This is a genomic window from Vibrio sp. YT-19(2023) (assembly GCF_033337395.1).
In genome coordinates this window covers 132,342-153,885 of the sequence record NZ_JAWOQN010000005.1, presented here as the reverse complement: position 1 = coordinate 153,885, position 21,544 = coordinate 132,342, and the positions used below count along the sequence as shown (strand labels likewise).

At 45.3% G+C, this 21,544-nt stretch carries 17 protein-coding genes; 5 read left to right on the top strand and 12 right to left on the bottom strand.

The features are described 5' to 3' along the window. Positions 1 to 173 precede the first annotated feature (173 nt). Positions 174 to 608 (bottom strand): thioredoxin TrxC, encoded by a 435-nt coding sequence (gene trxC / locus R7E78_RS05805; protein ID WP_005387991.1) that lies wholly within the window; start codon positions 606 to 608, stop codon positions 174 to 176. A gap of 162 nt (positions 609 to 770) precedes the next feature. On the opposite strand from trxC, the gene R7E78_RS05800 reads away from it, so the two are divergent. After that, on the top strand, positions 771 to 1,865 hold the full coding sequence (locus R7E78_RS05800; protein ID WP_005387993.1) for a ketoacyl-ACP synthase III: 1,095 nt from the start codon (positions 771 to 773) through the stop codon (positions 1,863 to 1,865). An 85-nt stretch (positions 1,866 to 1,950) separates the two neighbouring features. On the opposite strand, the gene R7E78_RS05795 is transcribed toward R7E78_RS05800, so the two are convergent. From R7E78_RS05795 to R7E78_RS05750, 10 genes are all read right to left on the bottom strand, one after another. Continuing rightward, positions 1,951 to 3,276 (bottom strand): DUF1501 domain-containing protein, encoded by a 1,326-nt coding sequence (locus R7E78_RS05795; RefSeq protein WP_238844381.1) that lies wholly within the window; start codon positions 3,274 to 3,276, stop codon positions 1,951 to 1,953. Positions 3,277 to 3,285: 9 nt separating this feature from the next. After that, complete coding sequence (locus R7E78_RS05790; protein ID WP_318057755.1) at positions 3,286 to 4,854, bottom strand: DUF1800 domain-containing protein; 1,569 nt, start codon at positions 4,852 to 4,854, stop codon at positions 3,286 to 3,288. A 407-nt stretch (positions 4,855 to 5,261) separates the two neighbouring features. Further along, on the bottom strand, positions 5,262 to 6,524 hold the full coding sequence (locus R7E78_RS05785; protein ID WP_318057754.1) for a hydroxymethylglutaryl-CoA reductase: 1,263 nt from the start codon (positions 6,522 to 6,524) through the stop codon (positions 5,262 to 5,264). A gap of 352 nt (positions 6,525 to 6,876) precedes the next feature. Then, a complete protein-coding gene (gene manA / locus R7E78_RS05780; protein ID WP_318057753.1) occupies positions 6,877 to 8,094 on the bottom strand; it encodes a mannose-6-phosphate isomerase, class I in 1,218 nt (405 codons plus the stop codon). A gap of 124 nt (positions 8,095 to 8,218) precedes the next feature. After that, positions 8,219 to 9,559, bottom strand: a complete 1,341-nt coding sequence (locus R7E78_RS05775) for an MFS transporter (RefSeq protein ID WP_005480243.1) — start codon at positions 9,557 to 9,559, stop codon at positions 8,219 to 8,221. A gap of 6 nt (positions 9,560 to 9,565) precedes the next feature. After that, a complete protein-coding gene (uhpB, locus tag R7E78_RS05770; protein ID WP_213914844.1) occupies positions 9,566 to 11,068 on the bottom strand; it encodes a signal transduction histidine-protein kinase/phosphatase UhpB in 1,503 nt (500 codons plus the stop codon). Further along, positions 11,068 to 11,676, bottom strand: a complete 609-nt coding sequence (uhpA, locus tag R7E78_RS05765) for a transcriptional regulator UhpA (protein ID WP_205461019.1) — start codon at positions 11,674 to 11,676, stop codon at positions 11,068 to 11,070. The genes uhpB and uhpA overlap by 1 nt, the downstream gene beginning before the upstream one ends. 138 nt (positions 11,677 to 11,814) lie before the next feature. Further along, positions 11,815 to 13,209, bottom strand: a complete 1,395-nt coding sequence (gene uhpT, locus R7E78_RS05760; RefSeq protein WP_318057752.1) for a hexose-6-phosphate:phosphate antiporter — start codon at positions 13,207 to 13,209, stop codon at positions 11,815 to 11,817. A 406-nt stretch (positions 13,210 to 13,615) separates the two neighbouring features. Beyond that, positions 13,616 to 14,446: a formate dehydrogenase accessory sulfurtransferase FdhD gene (fdhD, locus tag R7E78_RS05755; RefSeq protein ID WP_318057751.1), complete on the bottom strand. Its 831-nt coding sequence runs from the start codon at positions 14,444 to 14,446 to the stop codon at positions 13,616 to 13,618. Positions 14,447 to 14,499: 53 nt separating this feature from the next. Continuing rightward, positions 14,500 to 15,384: a LysR family transcriptional regulator gene (locus R7E78_RS05750; protein WP_318057750.1), complete on the bottom strand. Its 885-nt coding sequence runs from the start codon at positions 15,382 to 15,384 to the stop codon at positions 14,500 to 14,502. A 673-nt stretch (positions 15,385 to 16,057) separates the two neighbouring features. Between R7E78_RS05750 and R7E78_RS05745 the strand changes: the two genes are divergently transcribed. Together R7E78_RS05745 and R7E78_RS05740 are read left to right on the top strand one after the other, a co-directional pair. Beyond that, positions 16,058 to 18,382: an FdhF/YdeP family oxidoreductase gene (locus tag R7E78_RS05745; RefSeq protein WP_318057749.1), complete on the top strand. Its 2,325-nt coding sequence runs from the start codon at positions 16,058 to 16,060 to the stop codon at positions 18,380 to 18,382. A gap of 195 nt (positions 18,383 to 18,577) precedes the next feature. Continuing rightward, positions 18,578 to 19,054, top strand: a complete 477-nt coding sequence (locus R7E78_RS05740) for a DM13 domain-containing protein (protein ID WP_005376099.1) — start codon at positions 18,578 to 18,580, stop codon at positions 19,052 to 19,054. Positions 19,055 to 19,252: 198 nt separating this feature from the next. Here R7E78_RS05740 and R7E78_RS05735 read toward each other — a convergent pair whose 3' ends face one another. Next, on the bottom strand, positions 19,253 to 19,702 hold the full coding sequence (locus R7E78_RS05735; RefSeq protein WP_318057748.1) for a YkgB family protein: 450 nt from the start codon (positions 19,700 to 19,702) through the stop codon (positions 19,253 to 19,255). A gap of 143 nt (positions 19,703 to 19,845) precedes the next feature. On the opposite strand from R7E78_RS05735, the gene R7E78_RS05730 reads away from it, so the two are divergent. Together R7E78_RS05730 and R7E78_RS05725 are read left to right on the top strand one after the other, a co-directional pair. After that, complete coding sequence (locus tag R7E78_RS05730) at positions 19,846 to 20,646, top strand: PhzF family phenazine biosynthesis protein (protein ID WP_054575971.1); 801 nt, start codon at positions 19,846 to 19,848, stop codon at positions 20,644 to 20,646. A gap of 139 nt (positions 20,647 to 20,785) precedes the next feature. Beyond that, positions 20,786 to 21,484, top strand: a complete 699-nt coding sequence (locus tag R7E78_RS05725; protein WP_318057747.1) for an aspartate/glutamate racemase family protein — start codon at positions 20,786 to 20,788, stop codon at positions 21,482 to 21,484. Positions 21,485 to 21,544 lie beyond the last annotated feature (60 nt).

The window sequence follows — 21,544 nt, the reverse complement described above, 5'->3', positions numbered from 1 at the left end:
TTTGCGCCTATAAGTTAAATGAAATCTAAGGGTTATTCGGCGCGAATATGAGGCTAATAGTTAGGCAAGTAAAATGATAAATTTAAGTCGTTTCGATAAATAATATTTGTTAACTAGATAGGTTGATAAGTTGCATAAAAACGCCAACCTACAAACAAGGTTGGCGTGGAAGATTATTTAGTAAGTGCTTGATTTAACCATTGATCGAATTGAGTTTTAGGTAACGCACCATTGATCATATCAACGCGTTGACCATTCTTGAAAACCATAATGGTAGGAATACTGCGAATACCAAATTGCGTCGCAAGTTGTTGTTGAGCTTCGGTATCAATCTTAACAAAACGAGCCGTTCCGGCTTGCTCATGAGCAACATCAGAGAAAACAGGAGCAAAACCAACGCACGGGTTGCACCATGGGGCCCAAAAATCTACTACAACAGGCATATCACTTTGTAATAGAGCAGAAAAGTTATCTTGTGTACCTTCGATAGGCGAGCCGTCTAAAAGTGCACTTTTACATTTACCGCAAGTTGCAGATTCGGCAACGCGCTCATTAGGGACACGATTTAGACCGCCGCACGAAGGGCAGCGAGTTTTAAACGATGACATGACTTCTTCCTTTATTACGTATTGATGAAAACATGACTTACCAGTCAGCCTCATTATTTGTATACTTATTTTTTAACCTGCCGAAATAACGCAGCGCAGGTTTGTATTTGAGCCTAAGGTTCTAAGAAATTTTATTAAAATACAACAATAAATAGGTCTGCGATGACAAATTACTACGCTGAAATTACAGGTTGGGGGAAATGTGTTCCGCCAGCCGTGCTCTCTAACGATGATCTTAGCACTTTCCTCGATACTTCCGATGAGTGGATTCGTACCCGCACTGGTATCGAAAACCGCCGTATTAGTCATGTAAACACGTCAGACATGGCGACCGTTGCTGCTAAACATGCATTAGCTCGAGCAGGCGTCGATGCAACAGACGTGGATTTAATCATTGTGGCGACTTGTTCACCAGATTCATTGATTCCAAATATCGCGTCTAAGGTACAGCAGAACCTAGGTATTCGTGCAGCCGCTGCCTTTGACTTAAATGCCGCATGTACGGGATTTGTCTATGGCCTAGAAACGGGCACACGTTTGATTCAATCAGGTAACTATCGTAACGCGATCATTATTGGTGCGGAAAGATTGTCATTCTACATCGATTGGGCAATGCGAGATACCGCTGTTCTATTTGGTGATGGTGCGGGCGCCGTTGTGTTATCAAGAACGGAAAAAGAAACGGGTTTACTACAGTCTCAAATCGGTTGTGACGCAAAAGGCCGCGATATTCTGTCCGTACCAAAGTTTGGTACTTGTATGGATCGCTTTGCGGAAGACAACGGTTACTGGGATTTCAACTTTGTAGGACAAGAAATTTTCAAACGTGCGGTAAAAGGTATGGGGCTAGCTGCGAAAACCGTACTGAAAGCATCACAGTTAACGACGGAACAAATCGATGTTGTGATTCCGCATCAAGCGAATATTCGTATTATTCAAACCTTGTGCGACCTGTCTGGAATTCCACACGACAAAGCGTTTGTTAACATTCAAAACTATGGCAATACTTCAGCTGCGACGGTGCCAATTGCATTGTGTGAAGCGGTAGAGCAAGGTCGAGTTAACCCAGGTGATAACATGCTTCTTGCTGCGTTTGGTGCAGGTTTGACATGGGGTGCGGCAGTATTGAAATGGGGTGACCGCGTAACGCCAATTGGTGAAAGTGATGCGGTTCTGCCTGAATGTGAGCAATCCGCGCTAGAATTACTTGAGCGTGCCATTAAGCTGTGTAACGAACGCCGTCGCGACGAGGTGTAACGGACACTTTGCAAACATAAGATGAGTAAGGGAGCGCGAGGCTCCCTTATTTGATGATGTGTTCTACAGCTACCTGTAAAATATCTTACGACATAAAACCCAGGTTTGAATGGGTAAAATTACGGATGTTCGGGAACACGTATTCCAGTGCAGCGTTATCACTCACGCCCATCCACTGTGCTAGTGTTGAACCAACTTGATCAGCGGCAATTTTGGGTATGAGTCGGCCTTGAGAGTAATCATCGTTTCCGCCCAGTATTAGTTCCGGCCATGTACCGATAGGTCGTTTCCCATTTACCGCGCCTCCAATTAATAGTTGATGGCCACCCCAGCCATGATCGGTACCATTTCCGTTGCTCATCATCCGTCGACCGAAGTCAGACATAGTGAAAGAGGTGACTTGCTTGTTTAGCCCTAACCGTTCGACCGCACGATACATTGCTAAAAGGTTTGTCGCGAGATCCTCAAGTAACACTGGATGACGTGCCAATTGCGAATCGTGCAGGTCATACCCAGAGTGTTTAACGAAAAAGACTTGTCGTTGCTGCTTCAGGACATCTTGGCTTGCTATCAATTTGTACACGGTTTGCATCTGCTTGCCGAGCGTCGATGACGTAAACAGCGGCGCGTCATCAATATGATTGAGTTGCTCGCTCAGTACACTGCTCATTACCATCGACTCATCAACCATCAAATTAAAATGACCATTAAATGGATTGTCAGTTTGATGAGAGAGAAGGCGATCATAGATACCTTTGTATAAAGGGTTATCAATCGCGGTAAGCTGAACTGCGCGATCTTTTTTCAGGACGGTTTGGCGGTGTTCCATTGCCCGTAACCAAAGCGAGTTGCCATGCACACTGTATAGCGGTGTTATTTCTGATTCAGAGTTTAATACATCCAACATTCTGCCAGCCCAACCAAGATTTTTAGACTCGCTCATTCCACCAAGTAACCAAGCGTCTGTTTGAGAATTATGAGAAAACAGTTGCTCGGGAAGTGATGCTTCACCTTGCTCAATAGCTTGTTTGGTGACGGGATGGTTGAGAATGCCACTATTGAGCACGATGCTGGCATCGCCTTGTTCGAAAACGGAAGTTAACGCATTTAACTTTGGGTGTAAGCCGAGCTTCACTGGGTGATTTGAGCTATCGACAGCACTCAAATTGATAGGGAGTATGTCTTCTTTGGCGACAGAGAGTGGCCCTCTGACTTTGGAATATTGATGATAATGCGCCTCCGATAATGGCAGTATGGTGTTGAATGCATCGTTTCCGCCTGCTAAATACACACATATTAATGCTCGAAAGTCATTGGATGGCGCTGCGAGAGAGTAACCTGGCAGACTAAGAGAGGCTAATGCGCCCATCGATAGCGTGCTTTGTATAAAATGTCGTCGTGAAATATCCATAATTCACTCCTAATCCTGAATATAGAATTCGTCGCCAGAAATGGCGGTAAATATCACTAGAGCGAGTTTTGTTGTTGGCACATAATCCCCACGATAATCATTCAGGGCGGTGAGCATGAGCTCTTTCAATTCAGCAGAAGCCGTTCCAGCAAAGAAACGCTCGTTAACCAATTCGACTAAGGCATGGTGATCGTCCAGAAGAAGATAAAACTCGTTAAGATCGAAGTGGTAGGAATCACCACCTCCTCTACGAGTGCTGGTTAACATATAGTTGACCAAATCGGTATAAACAGACCAATTGAGAAGTTCATACTCTGGAGAGTTAATACCAGACTCCGTAAACTCGTTAGACGGCTGATAGTCTGGAGAGTAAAAATTAAACACGGAAGGAGAACGAAGCGGCCCTTGATTAGCGATGTTCATCATCGTTGTTGCGTCTTCGTAACGTGATCCTTTAATTGTAAAACCTGATGCTCGATGAAAATTAGTCAGGACCAGTATCGGTTCTTTCACTTTTATAGGCGGGGTATCCGTCATCCCTAATGCTTCAGGGTCGAGCAATATGGCTCGAACAACGGCGGTTAGATCGCCTTTTTCTCCTTCCCCATTGTTGTTAAATATCGTAGCAACACGCGCGACGTACTCTGGGCTTGGATTTGAACTGACCAAACGTTGGATAAGTAACTTTGAAACAAATGGAGCAACATTTGGGTGAGACATCAACATATCAATCACTTTTGAAAGCTCTTCTTGTGCGGTTAGACCCGATGGGATCACGTTCCCTAGAAATCGCTTCTCGCCGGTGTCGTGTCTTTGATTGATAACTCGCATCGGTTTCACGAATGCGATGTCGGAATTTTTCCATCCAGTTAATGCTCGCGCGAGCTCTTGAATATCAGTTTGATTGTACGTGGGGATAGGTTTGCCTGTTGCGTGGTTTAGCTTTTTACTGCCATCTAAATTGAGTTCATACAAACCGATAGTGAATAACTGCATTAACTCTCGAGCAAAGTTCTCATCGGGAAGCGTTCCTGTCGCACTATTTTCTTTTGCACTACCGAGCATAGACAAATAGCTCCCCATGACTGGATGGATGGAAACGTCATACAACAGGTCTCGGTAGTTGCCAAACGCATGCTCAACCAACAGATCGTAGTAATTGACTAACCCTGTAGGTTTGCTGGAAAGAACGCCGCCATAACGAGAAACGACTACGATCTGACTCAGTGCATAAGCCGTTCGCTGCCTAAGCTGATCTTCAGCAGTAACAACAATTTGATACCAAGCATTTTCGCGGTTTGACTGTAGGCCTTTAGAAAAAGGCGTTTGATAAAGTGGTTGATGGTAGGTTGCTGGCAGGTTGATTTGTTTCTGTATCCAATCCTCTAACCCGTTTTCCCTAACCTCATTAATTAACGCAGGAGTTGGTCCAAAAGAGGTTTGATAGAGAAAACGCGCAACGGTTTGATCGGATGGGGATTGCTGTATTTGTGCTGATACATTAGACACATGGCTCAGCAATAAGATAGCCAATCCTAGTACCCAAGCAGAGATTTTATTTAGCTTCTGACGTCTCATAGTTAACTCGCTTACCCGAAGTAACGATTTAAGTCCATTTAACGGGAGTTATTAAGCTCTTTTGAGCTGTTTAGTAAATTTATGAAAATCAAGCAGCTGCATAGGCGAGTATAGTAGCAATAAGTGGTGAACAAAAAACTCAAACGATGAATTTGGTACTATAGTGCTAGAATTTTTTGATGCTATTTTTTCTAAGATACTGATATTAAATATGGCCAATGAAGAGTAACAAGCAGAGGTATCGCAATGGATATAGAAGGGGGACAGCTAAAGTACTGTTAACAAGAGATTGGTATGTTTGTTAAGGCTTAAGTTAGTTTCAAGAAATTATTGAGCCAATAAATAAAGTCCATTGGTTTGCACAAGAGAAAACCACACGGATGTTCTCTTGTACAAAGCAACAAAGGTTATTTTCGGGCAAGCTTATGGTGAGCACGAGAAAAGTGATCGGCACAAAATGCGCCCACAATCGAGAGTTCGCCAGCCAGACAAAGCGAAGCTGCGACTTCGGCTAACGCTTTCGCATTGCCGTTGCCGTGCAAACCCAAAATATCCAAACATGCTTTTTGCGTTGGAAGGCCAGTACCACCGCCAACTGTTCCCACCATGATGTTTGGCAAGGTCACGCACGCGTACAAGTTGCCTTGAGCGTCCACATCCATACGAGTGATTCCAATGGCAGACTCTGCAACGCAAGCGGCATCTTGACCACAAGCAATGTAAAGCGCGGCAAGGGCATTTGCGTAATGCGCGTTGACGCCAATTGTCCCGCTGAGTAAACCACCCACCGTAGTCATTTTGCCAAATTGAACCATAGACTCCGGCGTCGTATGCAGATATTTTTCCACCAACTCAGCAGGAATGGTCACTTCGGCGGATACTTTCTTACCGCGTACCGAGCGCAGTGTGTGTGCGTTTGGTTTTTTGTCGCCTGATAAGTTGCCATCCAAGAATGCTTGAGTTGGTTTGATTGGGCTGGTCGCCAAAATATGATGGAACACTTCGTTTGTTGCGATGGTCACCATGTTTTGTCCGGAAGCGTCACCAGTCACGTATTCAAAGACCAAATAAACATGGTTTCCTTCGATATTTACATTGATGTCTTTGAGTTTGCCATGTGAGGTGGTGGATTCCGCAATTTGACGAAATACGTCAAACTGGGTCACAACCCAACTGACGAACTGGCCGGCGTCAGCAAGGTGATTAAAGGCGAATACTGGTGTTCGGCTCACCCCTTCACTTAGTAACAATGCGCTCGCGCCACCAGCGGCGGTAATAAGATTTGCGCCACGGTTGTAGGAAGCGACTAACGCGGCTTCTGTCGTTGCGAGCGGAACCAAAAAGTCATCGTTCGCATACAAGCCGTTGACGCGCAAAGGGCCTGCAATGCCGACCGGCACATTAACAGTACCAATGAAGTGCTCGATGTTGTTGGAGTAAGCGTCGCAATGTGACTGCGTGAAAGGATCAAGAAGATGATCTTTATTGGTCACGTGTTCCAATACTTGCCAACGGCGCGCCAAATGCTTATCCGACAGGCCAGGGCTTAAGCAGAGACGTTTCTCTGGCTTGTGAAACTTCGGTTCTAATGCCGATTGAATCTTACTGCTGGTTTCGATATCGCAAAGGGCGGAGCTTTGAACAGGGTTATCTTGGTTTAACTTCGGCATACAAACGTTAACTGAAAAATCGAACCAGAGATTGTAGTGATTGAGGCTTTGATTACAACGTTGATTATACGTTTTGCAACAAATACCACTATGCAAGCGCCTTTATTATCCAAGTGATTTGATATTGGAGCGACGAATTTACCGGACATAAATGGGTTTTGACAATGAATGTTGCAGTAAATGGCAGATCCGGGAGGTTATGGCTTTTAGAGAAACTGGCCTGTAGGTGTTTGGATTCGGCAAGGTGTAAGCACGAGCGCCTTAAAAGCGGAATGGTTCAATCTATAAAAGGAATAAATTGTCTAACCCAGTCCCTTGGGTCAGACGTTAGTTTGAATCGGTTGTTCAAAAACTAGTTGAAGGCGCGAGCCACACGTCCCGCACTTTGAATACGGTAATGGCCAACGTAAGCAGGAACAAATACAGATTGTCCTTTCGCGGCGGTTAACGTCTCACCGTTATCACTGATGAGTGTCAGGTCGGCATCAATCGCCATCAAAATCTCTGCGCTATTGGCATCAACCACTTCATTGTTCGGTTGGTTAAGAATGCTGAAACTAAAGTCTGCCACTGGGACCGGATAAAGGCTTTGGCAACCATTGGCATTGGGTTTAAGAACAAGGCTGTTAAACGGCTTAGGCACAAAATCTGTGCATTTAACCAGTTCTTCAACATCCATATGTTTCGGAGTGAGTCCTGCACGCAAAACATTATCTGAGTTCGCCATGATCTCTAATCCCGTTCCTTTAATGTAAGCGTGTGGCGTTCTTGCGCTCAGGAACATCGCTTCGCCAGGTTGCAGCGTGATGACATTCAACAGCAATGGTGCAAACAAGCCGACGTCGCCGGGGTATTGAGTGGATAGATCCAAGATGAGTTGGAAAACGTCGCTGTCAGTGCCTTGCTCCGATTGACGTGAAGCGTGGGCAAGAAGCTGTTTCAGTGCACGCTCTTTTGTTTTTCCTTCCATGGTCAGAATGTGCACAAAGAAATCGCGTAAACCTTGTGAGTTGATTTCGCGTTTGAATGCATCTAGCGGTGTGCGTAGCTCATCGATATCGCAAAGGCCAAATGCCTCAATAATCTCGGCATACGAGCGAAAACCGTTCATGGCTTGGTAACTTGTCAGCGCGTACACCAACTCAGGTTTATGGTTTGGATCCTTGTAGTTACGATGGCTCGCGTTTAGTGGGATCCCGGCACTTTGTTCTTTTTCGAAGCCTATTTCGGCATCTTGCTTGCTTGGGTGCACTTGAATCGACAGTGCGTGTTCGGCCGCTAAGATTTTAAACAGAAAGGGCAGGTCGCCAAATTTTGCTGCGGTTTCTGCTGATAAATAAGCGGGTTGGTTTTGTTTGATCAGTTCAGACAAAGGCAGCGTGTTTTGCTCAACCTGAACTTCAGAGCAGCCGTTTGGGTGAGTACCCATCCATACTTCTGCTTGAGGCTCATTCGTTTCGTTAGAAAAGCCAAACAAATCGTGAATAGAAGAGGTGCTTCCCCAAGCGTAGTTTTGGATTTTGTTGTTCATTTGAAAGAAGCTATGCGATGAAATAGTGTTCAAATTCATGAATTTTTCCCATAGTTAACCCTCCGAACTGAATCGGAAGAAAAATTGAGCAGAGATACGTTAAATAAGGAGGGCGAGCGCGGTTAGGTCACTCGCCAATTTGCCCGAAGGGCGATAAGTCGATTTACAACCGAGGCTTTGGTTCGAGTGGTTTTCGTGATGGTTGCGCTTGCAAAAATGGCAGCAACAAAAGGCCAATGACGGCTGCACAAACTGAAATGGTGATGAAGAAACCCGTCCAATGATATTCTTCAAGAATTAACGCCAGTGGATAACCAGACAATGCTGCGCCCATGTAGGCGAACAAGCCCACGAATCCTGTTGCCGCGCCGGCAGAATCTTTGTGAGAGCACTCCGCCGCCGCCATACCGATCAGCATTTGTGGTCCAAAGACAAAGAAGCCGATGGAGAACAATCCCGCGGCTTGGAATGCAAAGTTGGTCAGAGGCATTAGCCAAAGCGCAGAGACAGATAAGAAAATCCCAATCGCGAACAGCAAGTTCATTGGCCCACGGTTACCGCCAAAGAGTTTGTCTGAGCCCCAACCCGCAACCAATGACCCAACAAAACCGCCGATTTCAAACATCGACAGAGCAGCGTTGGCATTAATCAGGCTATAGTGATGCTGCTCGGTCAAGTACAGGTTTCCCCAGTCATTGATTGCGGTTCGGACGATGTAAACCAACACATAACTGAACGCGAGCAGCCAGATGTATTTGTTGTTAAATACGTACGATTTCAGAATTTCGCGGTAGGTGAGGCCACGTCCGTAATTTTCTTGCGCAAGTTCTAGTGCGTCGTTGCGCCATTGGCCGACACTTGGTAAACCCATTGTTGTGGGTTTGTCGCGCAATCGCCAACAAACGAATAGACCGAGTAATACCCCGATGATGCCGGGTAGAATAAAACCTTCACGCCAGCTGTAGTGCAACGTTAAATAGCCCACCAAAATAGGGATCAGCGCGCCACCAACGTTGTGTGCGGTGTTCCAAATGGCCCATAAGAAGCCACGCTCGGAGCGTGAATACCAAGTGGTTAACAGCTTCGAGCATGAAGGCCAGCCCCAGCCTTGGAACCACGCGTTTAAGATCCACAGAGTAATGAAAGCCGCGAGTGAGCTAGAAAAGCCGAACGCGATGTTGACCAGACCTGTCGCAATCAATCCTAATCCCATGAAATAACGAGGATTAGAGCGATCCGAAATCGTGCCAGAAATAAACTTCGAGCAGCCGTAGGTGATGTAGAAAAGCGTACCGATAAGACCCAAATCGCCTTTATCTAAGCCAAGATCGGTAATCATCGCTGGTGCGGCGTAGTTAAAGGTCTTACGGGTAAAGTAGAAACCTGCGTAGCCGATGTACATCCCCAACATAATGTGCAAACGCCAATGGCGGTAACGCTGGTCGATTTGCTCGTTGCTTAGACTCGGTTGAGTAAATTTAGGTGAACGTAAAAATCCAAACATCTTGAGTTACACCTTAGGTAAAGTAATGCTGATTTGTGTGCCGATCACTTGATCGCTGGTGGAGTAGATAACCATTTTTCCACCTAACGCGTGCACACGCTCTTGCATGCCGCGAACGCCCATGCCTTTCATGCTGTCCTGAACTTTGAAACCGACACCATCATCGTGAATCATCAATGACACCGCCGTTTCTCCAATTGTCAGTTCAATATTGATCAACTGCGCTTCTGCGTACTTGGCAGCGTTATTTAATGACTCTTGGCATAAACGGAATAGGGTTACTTTGAGTGTGTCACTCAGGCTTGTGTAATCGCCTTGCCAGTTCAGTTGAACAGTCGTTCCGTGATTGGCGAATTCCATTTCTCGCGTCAGTTGCTCGACGGATTCTTTCAAGTCCAAATCATCCAGCATTTTGGGTCTTAGCTTGCTTAACAGTCGCTTAGTAGTGTCGTACACGTTGAGGGAAAGCCCTTCAATCATGTCGGCGCAACCAACGCGTGTTTCTGCGTTATTTACCCGCTTAATGATGTTGGCTTGTGTGCGGATTGCCGTGATGTTCTGGCCGATTTCGTCATGTAGCTCGCGCGCAATATCGCGTCTTACCGATTCTTCCGCTTTGATAAGCTGGCGAGACAAATTCTGATTGCGTGCAAGTTCGCCGCGCAGTTTGTGATTGAGGTCTTTTTGTTTCTGAACCCCTAAGCCGAGCATAATGCCGGTGATGGTTTGCGCCGAGAGAGATAATAACAAATCGGTGATTTCTAGATTTGATACGCCGCTGCGAGCCGCAATCAGCGCTATGCTGTTGAGCATGGTGGCGAGCAGAGCACCTTGCCAGCCGTAACGCAGAGCAAGCACGATGATTGGAATCGCCATACAAAATGGCGCAAATCGTTTTAGCTCTTCAGGCAAGCTGGTTTGCACCAAAATACTGCCGATCAAAAGCAGCGCATAAAGCACGATATGACGTACCTGAAATACAACGGCATTACTAAGTAGGAGAGAGCTAAGCGGAGACCAACGACTTTGGAACAAATAGCTCCACAACAGGTAGCACATAGGCACCACGAGCAAGCCTCCAGAAATGCTAGCCAGCCATACCATGTAAACAGAAGGCACGTGAAATCCGACCGCCATTACGTTGATGAAGGCGGTAATGATGATCACAATGCCCATGACGGCTAAGTGGCGGTTTTGGTCACCGTAGTAGTATTTTTTCGCAATCAGTGTGACCGGGATACTGGCAATGCTCGCAATCAGCACGGTAAGCCACTGCGGTTGACCCAGTAAGATCGCAAGTGCGATGGAAAGTCCCCACTCCGAAAGGTAAATCGTCGGCCAATAAGCGGTGCGAGTGTGAAGGGCGACACCTAATCGTAAAGCGAAAGGAAACAATAAGATCGCCAGCTCGGGATCATTGACAAAGTAATAGGCAATCACCCATAAGCAGAACCAGGCGCAAGCCATAACAAAAAGTCCGCAAATGGTGGTAACAGCATAAGCTCGCATTAAAAGGACTCTTGAGAAAATAGTTTGGCGAGCTCAACGTTGTTTTTCACGCCGAGTTTGTCGATGGCATTCGCACGATGAACATGCACAGTCTTGTGGCTCAAGCCAAGCTCTGCCGCGACAGACTTTACATCCAACCCAGTGGCAAGTAGCTGACATACCTCGTTTTCACGTTTTGTCAGTTGGCATAGAGAGGTGGTGTTGTCGCTAGGCGTTGCAAGTTTAAGTGCAATATCTGATGTGAGGTAACAGCCACCAGAAGCACTGGTTCTCACGGCTTGAATAAGTTCGTCTGGGCTACAGCGTTTACTAAGATAGCCTTTTGCTCCTAGCTTTAGTGATTTTTCCACCATCGCAGGGGAGTCATGCACGCTAAGCATCACGCAGGCAATGCCAGTTGGTATTTCGCTAAGAAAGTTTAAGCCGCTTTCATCTGGCATGGAAATATCTAGGATGACGACGTGTGGGTGTACTGCAGGCAAGCCTGTGCGTGCTTCTGCGGCAGAGCCGAACTCACCAACAACGGTAATATCACTTTCTAAATTTAATAATTGTGCGAAACCCGAACGCACGATGACGTGATCATCAACTAGAGCAACATGAATCATTATTACAACCAAATAGAGCAGACGACTAACAACAATAAGCTCCAACAGGAGCCAATAGAAAAATCTTTAATGATACTGAATTGAACCATGCTTTTTAATGATCTTGCGCGCTTTACCGAAGTAAAGCGCGCAGAGAAGTTAGGCTTGGTCTTGTGCAAGTTGAAGTTTCTTCGCGTGTCGAATCTTCTTCTCTTCCGCAATAGCGACGAAAGCAAGCAAAACAATACAAATCATGGCGGAGGTATCTAGGGCTGCGAAGGTACCTTTCCAACCTGTTAAGCCGAAGATAGGTGTACCGTCTGCAATCATACCCAAGCCTAGTTTTGCAAAGCTATCGCCGATTAGGTAAGCGAATGTACCTTTTACGCCGTCAGCCACACTGATTGCCTTTTTAGGGACAAAACCAACCGCGGCAACACCGATAAGAAGTTGCGGACCAAACACCAAGAAGCCCAATACAAATAGAGAGGCTAAGTACATGAACTCGTTAGTGGCGTGTTGGTAGAACTCAAGCGATACGATGATCAAACCAAGAGACACACAAGCAACCAATGCGCGGCGACCGTTTGCTAGGTCAGATAAGTAACCCCACATCAAAGTACCCACAAGCGCACCGACTTCGAACAGAGTAAAGCCAGAGATTGCCGTTTCTTTTGACAGACCAAGCTCTTGGTACGCGTATACCGTTGACCATTGGTCGATACCAATACGCACGATGTAAAGGAAGATGTTGGCAAAGCAAAGTAGCCAGATAACTTTGTTTTTAAGAACGTATTCAACAAAGATTTCTTTTTTGGTCATCTGGTTTTCTTCAGCGGCGGTGTCTTCTTCACTCACTGCTTCATCGAAAAGTTCTTCTACTTTACCTAGACCGTAAGCTTCTGGAGAGTCGCTACCAAAGCGCATACCGATAAAACCAACGATGATCGCGATGATAGAAGGGAACACGAACATGCCGATTACGTGTCCGTCGAATAGGTAGTTGGCACCGAAAAGAGCAACACCCGCTGCGCCCGCACCACCAACGTTGTGTGACATGTTCCACAAGCCTAGGTAAGAGCCGCGTTTGTTACGAGGTGTCCATTTTGTAATGGTTGAGTAACTAGAAGGGCCACCAGTACTTTGTAAGAAACCACTCAGAGCGTAGAAAGCCACCATCAAGAACAGGCTTGCACTACCGCCGCCCATGCTGAAGCTGAAACCAAGCATTGCAAGACCAGAAAGGATCAGCATAAAAGGGAGGAATTGCTTGGTGTTCTTACCGTCAGCGTAGTAAGACACAACGGTTTTACCGATGCCGTATGTGATGGAGAAGCCAAGGCCAATAAGACCTAGGTCTGTCATGCTCAAACCGTAAGTTGAGATCATGTCGTTTTGCGCGACATTGAAGTTCTTACGAATCAAGTACATGGTTAGGTAGCCGATAAATACGACCAAGTAAGATTGGATGAACGGTTTAAACCACATCTTTCTTCTAACTTCGACAGGAAGATCGAGGGTCGGCTTCCGCACCTGTTCGAGGAATTTTAACATGATGAACTCTCTTGTAATTGTTTTAGAAACACAACGGCGGCCGTTATGCGCTCTTGTTACCTTTGACTGAGCGGAATTCTAGAGAGTGGTTTTGTAAGGCACATGAGATGGTTGCCTAGATCGGCTAGGAAAAATTCCTAGAAATGCCTAGGAAGGCGGAAAAGCGTGAAAAGAGTCACACAAAATCCTTACTAATTTATGGGTTTTTGACAGGGTTCTTATCGGGTTGGAAAGCGTTCAAATGCAAGCAGGTTAATATACGCAAGCTTAGTGCTGACAAGGGGTGAGCACGTTTGGTTGGAGAGAATAGTGTCTTGTCGCTAAGTATCAATTGGGAACGAGAAGCAAACAACAGAGACCCAGAGGTCTCCGTTAGAAATATTAGGAATTCGATTAGGTTGACGTGTTAAGGCGCGGGGCTGTATAGACGCGGCGAGCCGTGTTTTGGCAAGTGAATTAGGTTCAAATGGTTTCTTCTTGCCCATTCGACAGTTAACGCTGTAGGCGCAGATAAGCAAACCAGAGTGGGGATACGCGCGCGAACGGCTTTGTGGATCAACTCCAAGCTGCAACGGCTTGTCATGATTGCGAAGCCACTTTTAGGTTCGATGTGATTGTTGGCCAATGCGCCAATCAACTTATCTAGCGCGTTGTGACGGCCGATGTCCTCTCGGCACAACTTGATGTTGCCTTGTAAATCTGAAAATAAAGCGGCGTGTAGCGCGCCAGATTCACGTGCGGCTTCTTGATGCAGTGCGACTTTGTCTCGCAGCCCTTCGAATACATCGGAGCGCGGAGGAAGAGACGGTGTTAGCGGTGCCAAATCAGGCAAAGCTTGTTCCAGAGCCTCTACACCACAAATGCCGCATCCGGTTGTGCCGGCAAGATTTCGGCGCTGTGTTTTTAACGCCCAGAAAGCGCGGTTGCTGATTTCCACTTCCGCATAGTGAGATTCGTGATCGCCACCAATTTCAATGTCTTTAATCTCTTTGAAATCGTGGACGATGCCTGTGCTTAGGCTAAATCCTTTCACGAAGTCTTCCAGATGGCCTGGCGTCACCATCATGACCGCTTGGCTAATGCCGTTATAGCTGATAGCTAAGGCGGATTCACTCGCCAGCGACATTTGTTGCACTGGGCGGCCATCAATCAATTCTCGGTAATTGAACGCACTTGGTTGAGGTGGTGCTTGATTGAAATCGGACAGTTCAAAATAAGATTGAGTAGTACATCTCATGAAATCACCTCATAAGCCGTTATGTATGCCAAAAATTGACGTGTGGATTCTTGTTATCGATTGAATATGGTTTTTGCTTCTGCGAAGCACTGATCGGTTAGCGCGGAGAAGGGTTCTTGTTTTCGCTTTAACAAACCTAGCGGGGCGTGAACGGCGGCTTCTTCGATAGGGATAATGCGAAGCGTATCGTTCAACTCTTCCAATCCACAATTCAGCGGCATAATTGCGCAACAAAGGCCACTGGCTACTGCTTGGATCAAGTGAAAGGTGGAGTTACTTTCAATGACGGTTTGCGGAACCAGCCCTTTACTCACAAAGCTAAGATCAATGGAGTGGCGATAGTGCATGCCCTTCGAAAGCAGCCCTAGCGGAATGTTATTGAGTGACTCCCACAACACTTCAGATTCGGCAAAATCAAAATGACGCTCATCGAATAAAACGCCAAGTTTGGTTGAATCTAGTTCGATAACATCGAAGTAAGCGGTGTTGACTTGATCGACATAACACATCCCCAAATCAAGTTGATTGCGATTGAGTTGGTCTATGATCTGTTCGGTCGTCATGGAGAGTATTTGAAAGCGTAACTCAGGGAACTGTTGAGCTAATGGTTTGAGCAATTGCATAGGGTTTTGGCTGGCGAGTGGCACCATTCCAAGCCGAAGAGAGCCTACCAACTGACCACGGCAGTTGGCGGCTTCGGCTTGCAATCCATCATGAGCTGCTAAGACGGTTTTTGCCCAAGCTAAAATGCGTTCTCCGGCTTCAGTAAATCCTTCAAATCTTTGACTTCTTTGGATTAATTCGAGATCGAGCTCTTCCTCTAAGCTTCGGATTCTCATGGACAAAGTAGGCTGCGTAATGTGGCACAATGCGGCGGCTTGACCAAAGTGTTTGGTCTGTTCAAGTGCGATGAGATATTTAAGTTGTTTGATATCCATAATGGCTTGTTAACCTTGCGTTGTGAGTCACATGTACGGGGGAACTCCCTAAAAAGGGCACAGCACTACCGTACTTTTTAAGCGCTGGAGCGTTTTAACTGGGGAATGAAAAACCAAAACCAAGTCAAGAATAAAACCACACTCAAAATTGATCTGAATCAAGGCTATTCCTGATATTAATTAGGGTCAAATTTAAAGTATCTATAGTGTGATAGATATTATCTATTATCAAGAGTACCGATTTTATTGAGCTCGTCAAGCGAACTAGGTGGAATCGGATGGGAAAACGATTAACCTCATAAATTGTATTGATTAAAAATGTTATGACCGTCAGTGGACAGTGGAAAAATTCGTCATAGATTTTGTTTATCACTCGGTCAGGATTATCAATTGGACGCATATTGAATAACGACTTAATCTTTGATTTAGATCAAGACGCAACAATGCGAATTGAATCTACCAGTCTTAGAAACAGTAGGCGGGTATCCGATATCAAGAATCTAGATAAGTAAACGCTCGGACAAGCGAGAGCATGTTGAGTGGTTACTTATTTGGATTAAAAAATACATGGATTAGAAACTAAGCCCTTCAATACTTCCGCATTATCTCAATAAATAACGCGCTTGTTTTCACGGGCACCCTGCTTGCTGGTATATCTGCGAGGAGTAAAGTCGTGAGCCAAAAAGAACAAATAAAAGCATACAAAGGTCCAGCTGGTGGTTGGGGTGCACTGAAAGCCGTAACCAGAAGTTGGTGGGGCAGTGAAAATGCAGTTAAAAACATTCGCACTATGCTCAAAACCAACCAAAATGGCGGTTTCGATTGTCCGGGATGTGCATGGGGTGAGTCGCCAGATAGTGGTAAAGTCAATTTCTGTGAGAATGGCGCGAAAGCGGTAAACTGGGAGGCGACCAATCGTCTGGTTGACCCTGAGTTTTTTGCCAATCACAGCGTTTCATCTCTCTCAACGCAAACCGATTACTGGTTGGAATACCAAGGCCGTATCACGCACCCAATGCGATACGATGCTGAATCCGATCACTATGTTCCAGTCTCTTGGGATGAGGCTTTTGCACTTGTCGCGAAACATCTCAATCAATTGGATTCACCACACCAAGCTGAGTTTTATACCTCTGGTCGTGCAAGCAACGAAGCGGCGTTTTTGTATCAGCTATTTGTGCGCGCATTCGGTACCAATAACTTTCCAGATTGTTCCAACATGTGTCACGAAGCCAGTGCAATAGGGATGAAAGACACCATTGGCGTTGGTAAAGGCACAGTGATCTTTGATGATTTTGAAGAAGCTGATGCGATTTTCGTGATTGGTCAAAACCCGGGCACGAACCACCCACGAATGCTTGAACCTCTGCGCGAAGCGGTAAAACGTGGTGCACAGGTTATCTGTCTAAACCCGCTCAAAGAGCGCGGATTAGAGCGTTTCCAAAACCCACAAATGCCGATTGAGATGTTGAGTAACGGCTCAGAGCCTACAAACACGGCGTACCTGCGTCCTGCTTTGGGCGGAGACATGGCAGTATTTCGTGGCATCGCGAAATTCTTGTTGCAATGGGAACGCGAGGCATTGCAAATCGGTGGCAAAGCGGTATTTGATCGTGAATTCATCAAGCAACACACAACAGGTATTGATAAGTATTTGGCTGAAGTGGACGCAACCTCTTGGGAACACATCGCGGAACAATCGGGTCTTGATTTAAGTGAAATCGAGATGGTGGCGAGCATGTATCGACGTGCAGAACGTGTGATCATGTGTTGGGCGATGGGGTTGACTCAGCATCGTCACTCTGTGCCAACCATTAAAGAAGTCGCAAACGTGCAAATGTTACGAGGTAACGTTGGTAAGCCGGGCGCGGGTCTTTCACCTGTGCGAGGTCACAGTAACGTTCAGGGCGACCGTACGATGGGCATTGATGAAAAACCTTCAGATCTGTTGTTGGATCGCATTGAAAGTCGATTTAACTTTGACGTCCCGCGTGGTGAAGGCCACAACACTGTGCAAGCCATTAAAGCGATGGAAGAAGGGCAAGCGAAAGTATTTATCGGTTTGGGCGGTAACTTTGCACAAGCAACGCCAGACACAGAACGTACGCACAACGCGATGCGAAACTGTAATTTAACCGTACACATTTCGACGAAGTTAAATCGTTCTCACCTTGTCACAGGTAAAGATGCGCTTATTCTTCCATGCTTAGGCCGTACCGAGATTGATCAGCAAGCGACTGGCCCACAAGGCGTGACGGTTGAAGATACCTTCAGCATGGTACATATTTCATTTGGTCAGCTAAAACCGCGTTCGGAGCATTTGCGTTCAGAACCAGCGATTATTGCCGGTATTGCCAATGCTACACTCGGGGCAAAACCAATTGATTGGTTGTGGGTGATTGAAGATTACGACCGTATTCGCGATTTGATTGCCGACACGATTCCGGGCTTTACCGACTTTAACCATAAGCTTAAACACCCGGGTGGATTCCACTTGGTAAACCCAGCTGCTGAGCGTCGATGGAATACACCAAGCGGCAAAGCACAGTTCAGCTCTAGCGAGTTGCCGAAGCAGTTGATCAGCGAAGCGATACTCGAAAAAGGCCAAAAGCCAGATTTGATCTTGCAAACCATGCGCTCACACGACCAATACAATACGACACTTTACGGCTTGAATGACCGTTATCGTGGAGTATTTGGTATGCGCGAAGTGCTGTTTATCAATGAAGCGGATATTCGTAAACTCGGTTTTGAACCAGGCGACAAAGTGGACATGGTGTCATTATGGGAAGATGGCGTTGAGCGCCGTGTGAGCGGATTTACGCTTGTTGCCTATGATGTACCAGCAGGCCAGGCGGCGGCTTACTATCCAGAAACAAACCCATTGGTTCCTTTAGATAGTTATGGGGATAGAACATTTACGCCAACCTCCAAGTTTATTGCGATAAAATTGGAAAAATCGACATCCGATAAGATCGCTTTGGTGGAAGCGGAATAGTGACCAAACCGGCACAACGACATTTCCGATAAGCAAACGGCTGATATTAATTATCAGCCGTTTTTAATTGCGCTCAGTCTGCATTTAGTGCACATAGCTTGTGTATAATGTTAATGACATTATGCTGCTCGATAATAGACAGATAAGGCCGATTTGAATCTAATTTCAAGTAGTAAAACTAATAAGAAGATGCTTATGACCTTGAAAAATATAATTAAATTAACAATCAGTCACTTAGTGGCAGTTTCTATTGGCATTGCGATAGGTATCTATACTTTACCGATCCTTATTGCACCACCTGCGCCGACCGATGAACAAGTTGCTAAGAGCAAGCAAGGTGCAGAATACAGCGCAGTGTTTAAGAGGGAACTCAAAGGTAGCGACGCTTTTCATTGGGGAGAGGGAGAAATTCATTTGAGTTCTGAAGTCATTACGTTGGTAGGAAAACTCGCTCCCGGACCAGACTATAAACTCTATCTATCTCCTAAGTTTGTCGAAACGGAACAAGAGTTTAATGACCTTAAATCTGAGATGAGCTTAATTGGTGATGTCAAAACGTTCGATAACTTCGTTGTTGAGGTTCCTCAAAGCACTTCAATTTCTGAATACAATACGGTTGTTGTATGGTGCGAGACATTCGGTGAGTTCATTACTTCGGCAAAGTATCAATAAACCTTAGCAGTAGAGTAAAAGGCTTTTCTTTTCACTTTACGCTAGGATGTTGTTTCGCATCATTAGAAGGCAAAGACTCTTAAACATTCTAAATTTAAGAGTCTTTGTTTAGAGTTATTGACAGAACCATTCGACTTGTAAGTCGTTTGCACCTTTCAGGCTACGTTCTGGAAAAACAAGATTTCGAACTATTTAGAGTTATTCTCTGTTTGGGTTGTTTCGTTCGATGACGCTAATCGCAATGGCTAAAAATAGAATATCTTTTACTAAAAAGAAGTTTGTCACCAAAACCCCATCAGACACTTTCCATGTATTCGGTGTCGTAATTAGAAAGCTGAGTGTCGCAAGAAAAATAATTGCGGCGGCTATGCCAGAAAAATAAGCGACTCGTGTGTTTTTAAGGCCAACGATTAATCCAATAGCGACAATGATTTCTGTTGCGCCAATGATGTTTGATACGGTTTGAACTGACATCACATCATACAACCAACTCATCAGAAAATGATTTTCAACGAGCGGTTGTATAAGCTTGGCCTCTGTAGGTGTGAATTTATAAATACCAATCCATATTAGAACTAAAGAAACGCCGAAAACTCCGATAAGATATCCAATTGAGTCACATTGATGATGGCTTTTTACGTTTTGCATAATTAACTACATTCTCCTGTTTGTTAGCGCTTCCAACAAGACCTATAAGGTTGGTAGAAAATTTCATAGGTTTTTTCGCTCAAACAGATATTAAAAATCACGTGATACAGAATTACGTGTTTGATAGAACTTAAGGATATTTCGTGGAAGTTAAAATTTTTCAGGTTGACTCGTTTACATCAGAGGTTTTCAAAGGTAATCCCGCGGGTGTTTGTATCACAGAGTCAAGCCTTGATGAGGAAACGATGTTGGCCATCGCGGCCGAGATGTCGTTATCTGAAACGGCATTTCTGTCACTCAGTACAATGCAACTTCGTTGGTTTACACCGAGGACGGAAGTTGCTTTGTGTGGACACGGCACACTTGCAACGGCGCACGTTCTGAAAGAGCAGGGGTTATATAATACTGGAGATACGATTGAGTTCGTTACGCTATCCGGGGTTTTAACTGCACAACTCGATCATGAAGAAATTCATTTGGTGTTTCCTGCTCCAACTTTAGATATGAGAGCTAGTATTAACAAAGACTTACTTCATGGCTTGGGGCTAGATGCCGCCAATGTAGCCGCCTACGGTCAGTTTGATAATAAGCAGTTGATCGTCATTAATAATGAATTTGTGCTTGAACAGCTCGACCCTGATTTTGGTGCGCTGCTTAAACAAAAAGGCCGTGGCGTCGTCATCACTGCTCAATCAAGCACTGACGCCGATTTTGTCTCTCGATACTTCGCGCCTTGGGTAGGTGTTAATGAGGACCCAGTTACAGGCTCTGCACATTGCGCTTTATGTGTTTACTGGGCTAAAGAGCTCAACAAAAAGCAACTGAAAGGCTTCCAAGCCTCCAAGAGAAGTGGGGTCGTCCATACAGAGTTGTTAAGCACTGAGCACGTTAAGCTTTCTGGAAATGCAGTAACGATATTGCGAGGATATATGAGAATCGCGTAGCGGTCCTTGTGGGAATGATTTTATTTTCGTGTTACCCAATGCTCAATAGTGAAGACGCTTGAATGCTGCTTATTTAAGTGGCTGATTTTTTTTGTAAAAACACCCCTGGCACGGTGGTGTATAACGATTGGAGAGTTATATGAAAACTATCGGTCTTCTAGGTGGTATGAGCTGGGAGTCGACGCTTAGTTATTACAAATTGATCAACGAAGGAGTCAAAGAGGCGTTAGGCGGCCTAAATTCCGCAAAAATTTGTATGTATAGCGTGAATTTTTCGGAGATAGAGAAACTTCAACATCAAGGTAAATGGGAAGAAACGGCAAGCATTCTATCTGATGCTGCATCTTCAATAGAAAAAGGGGGCGCTGACTTCATTCTTATTTGTACTAACACAATGCACAAAGTTGCGCCTCAAATTGAAGCCAGTATTAATATCCCCATACTACATATCGCAGACGCGACTGCTGAGTTACTTCGTGAGAAAGGGGTTCAAAAGGTCGGATTCCTTGGTACTCAATTCACAATGGAGCAAGACTTTTATAAAGGAAGGCTTTCCGACCGTTATGGGCTTGATGTCATAATTCCCGATCAAGACGACCGCTCTAAAGTACATAACATTATTTATAAAGAGTTATGCCAAGGTGAAATCAAAGAGGAGTCAAGGACGATATACTTGCAAATTATTGAAAAACTAAAAGAGCAGGGAGCTGAAGCTGTGATTCTCGGGTGTACTGAAATTGCCTTACTTGTAAACCAAAGTCACACCGATGTTACACTACTCGATACCACTTCTATCCATGCTCAAGCAGCAGTCCGTTTGGCAATTGAAGGTGAATGATCTACGCTTTCTTTCCTGCAAAAAAAGAGAAAACCAAGCACGTGGTTTTCTCTTTTTATT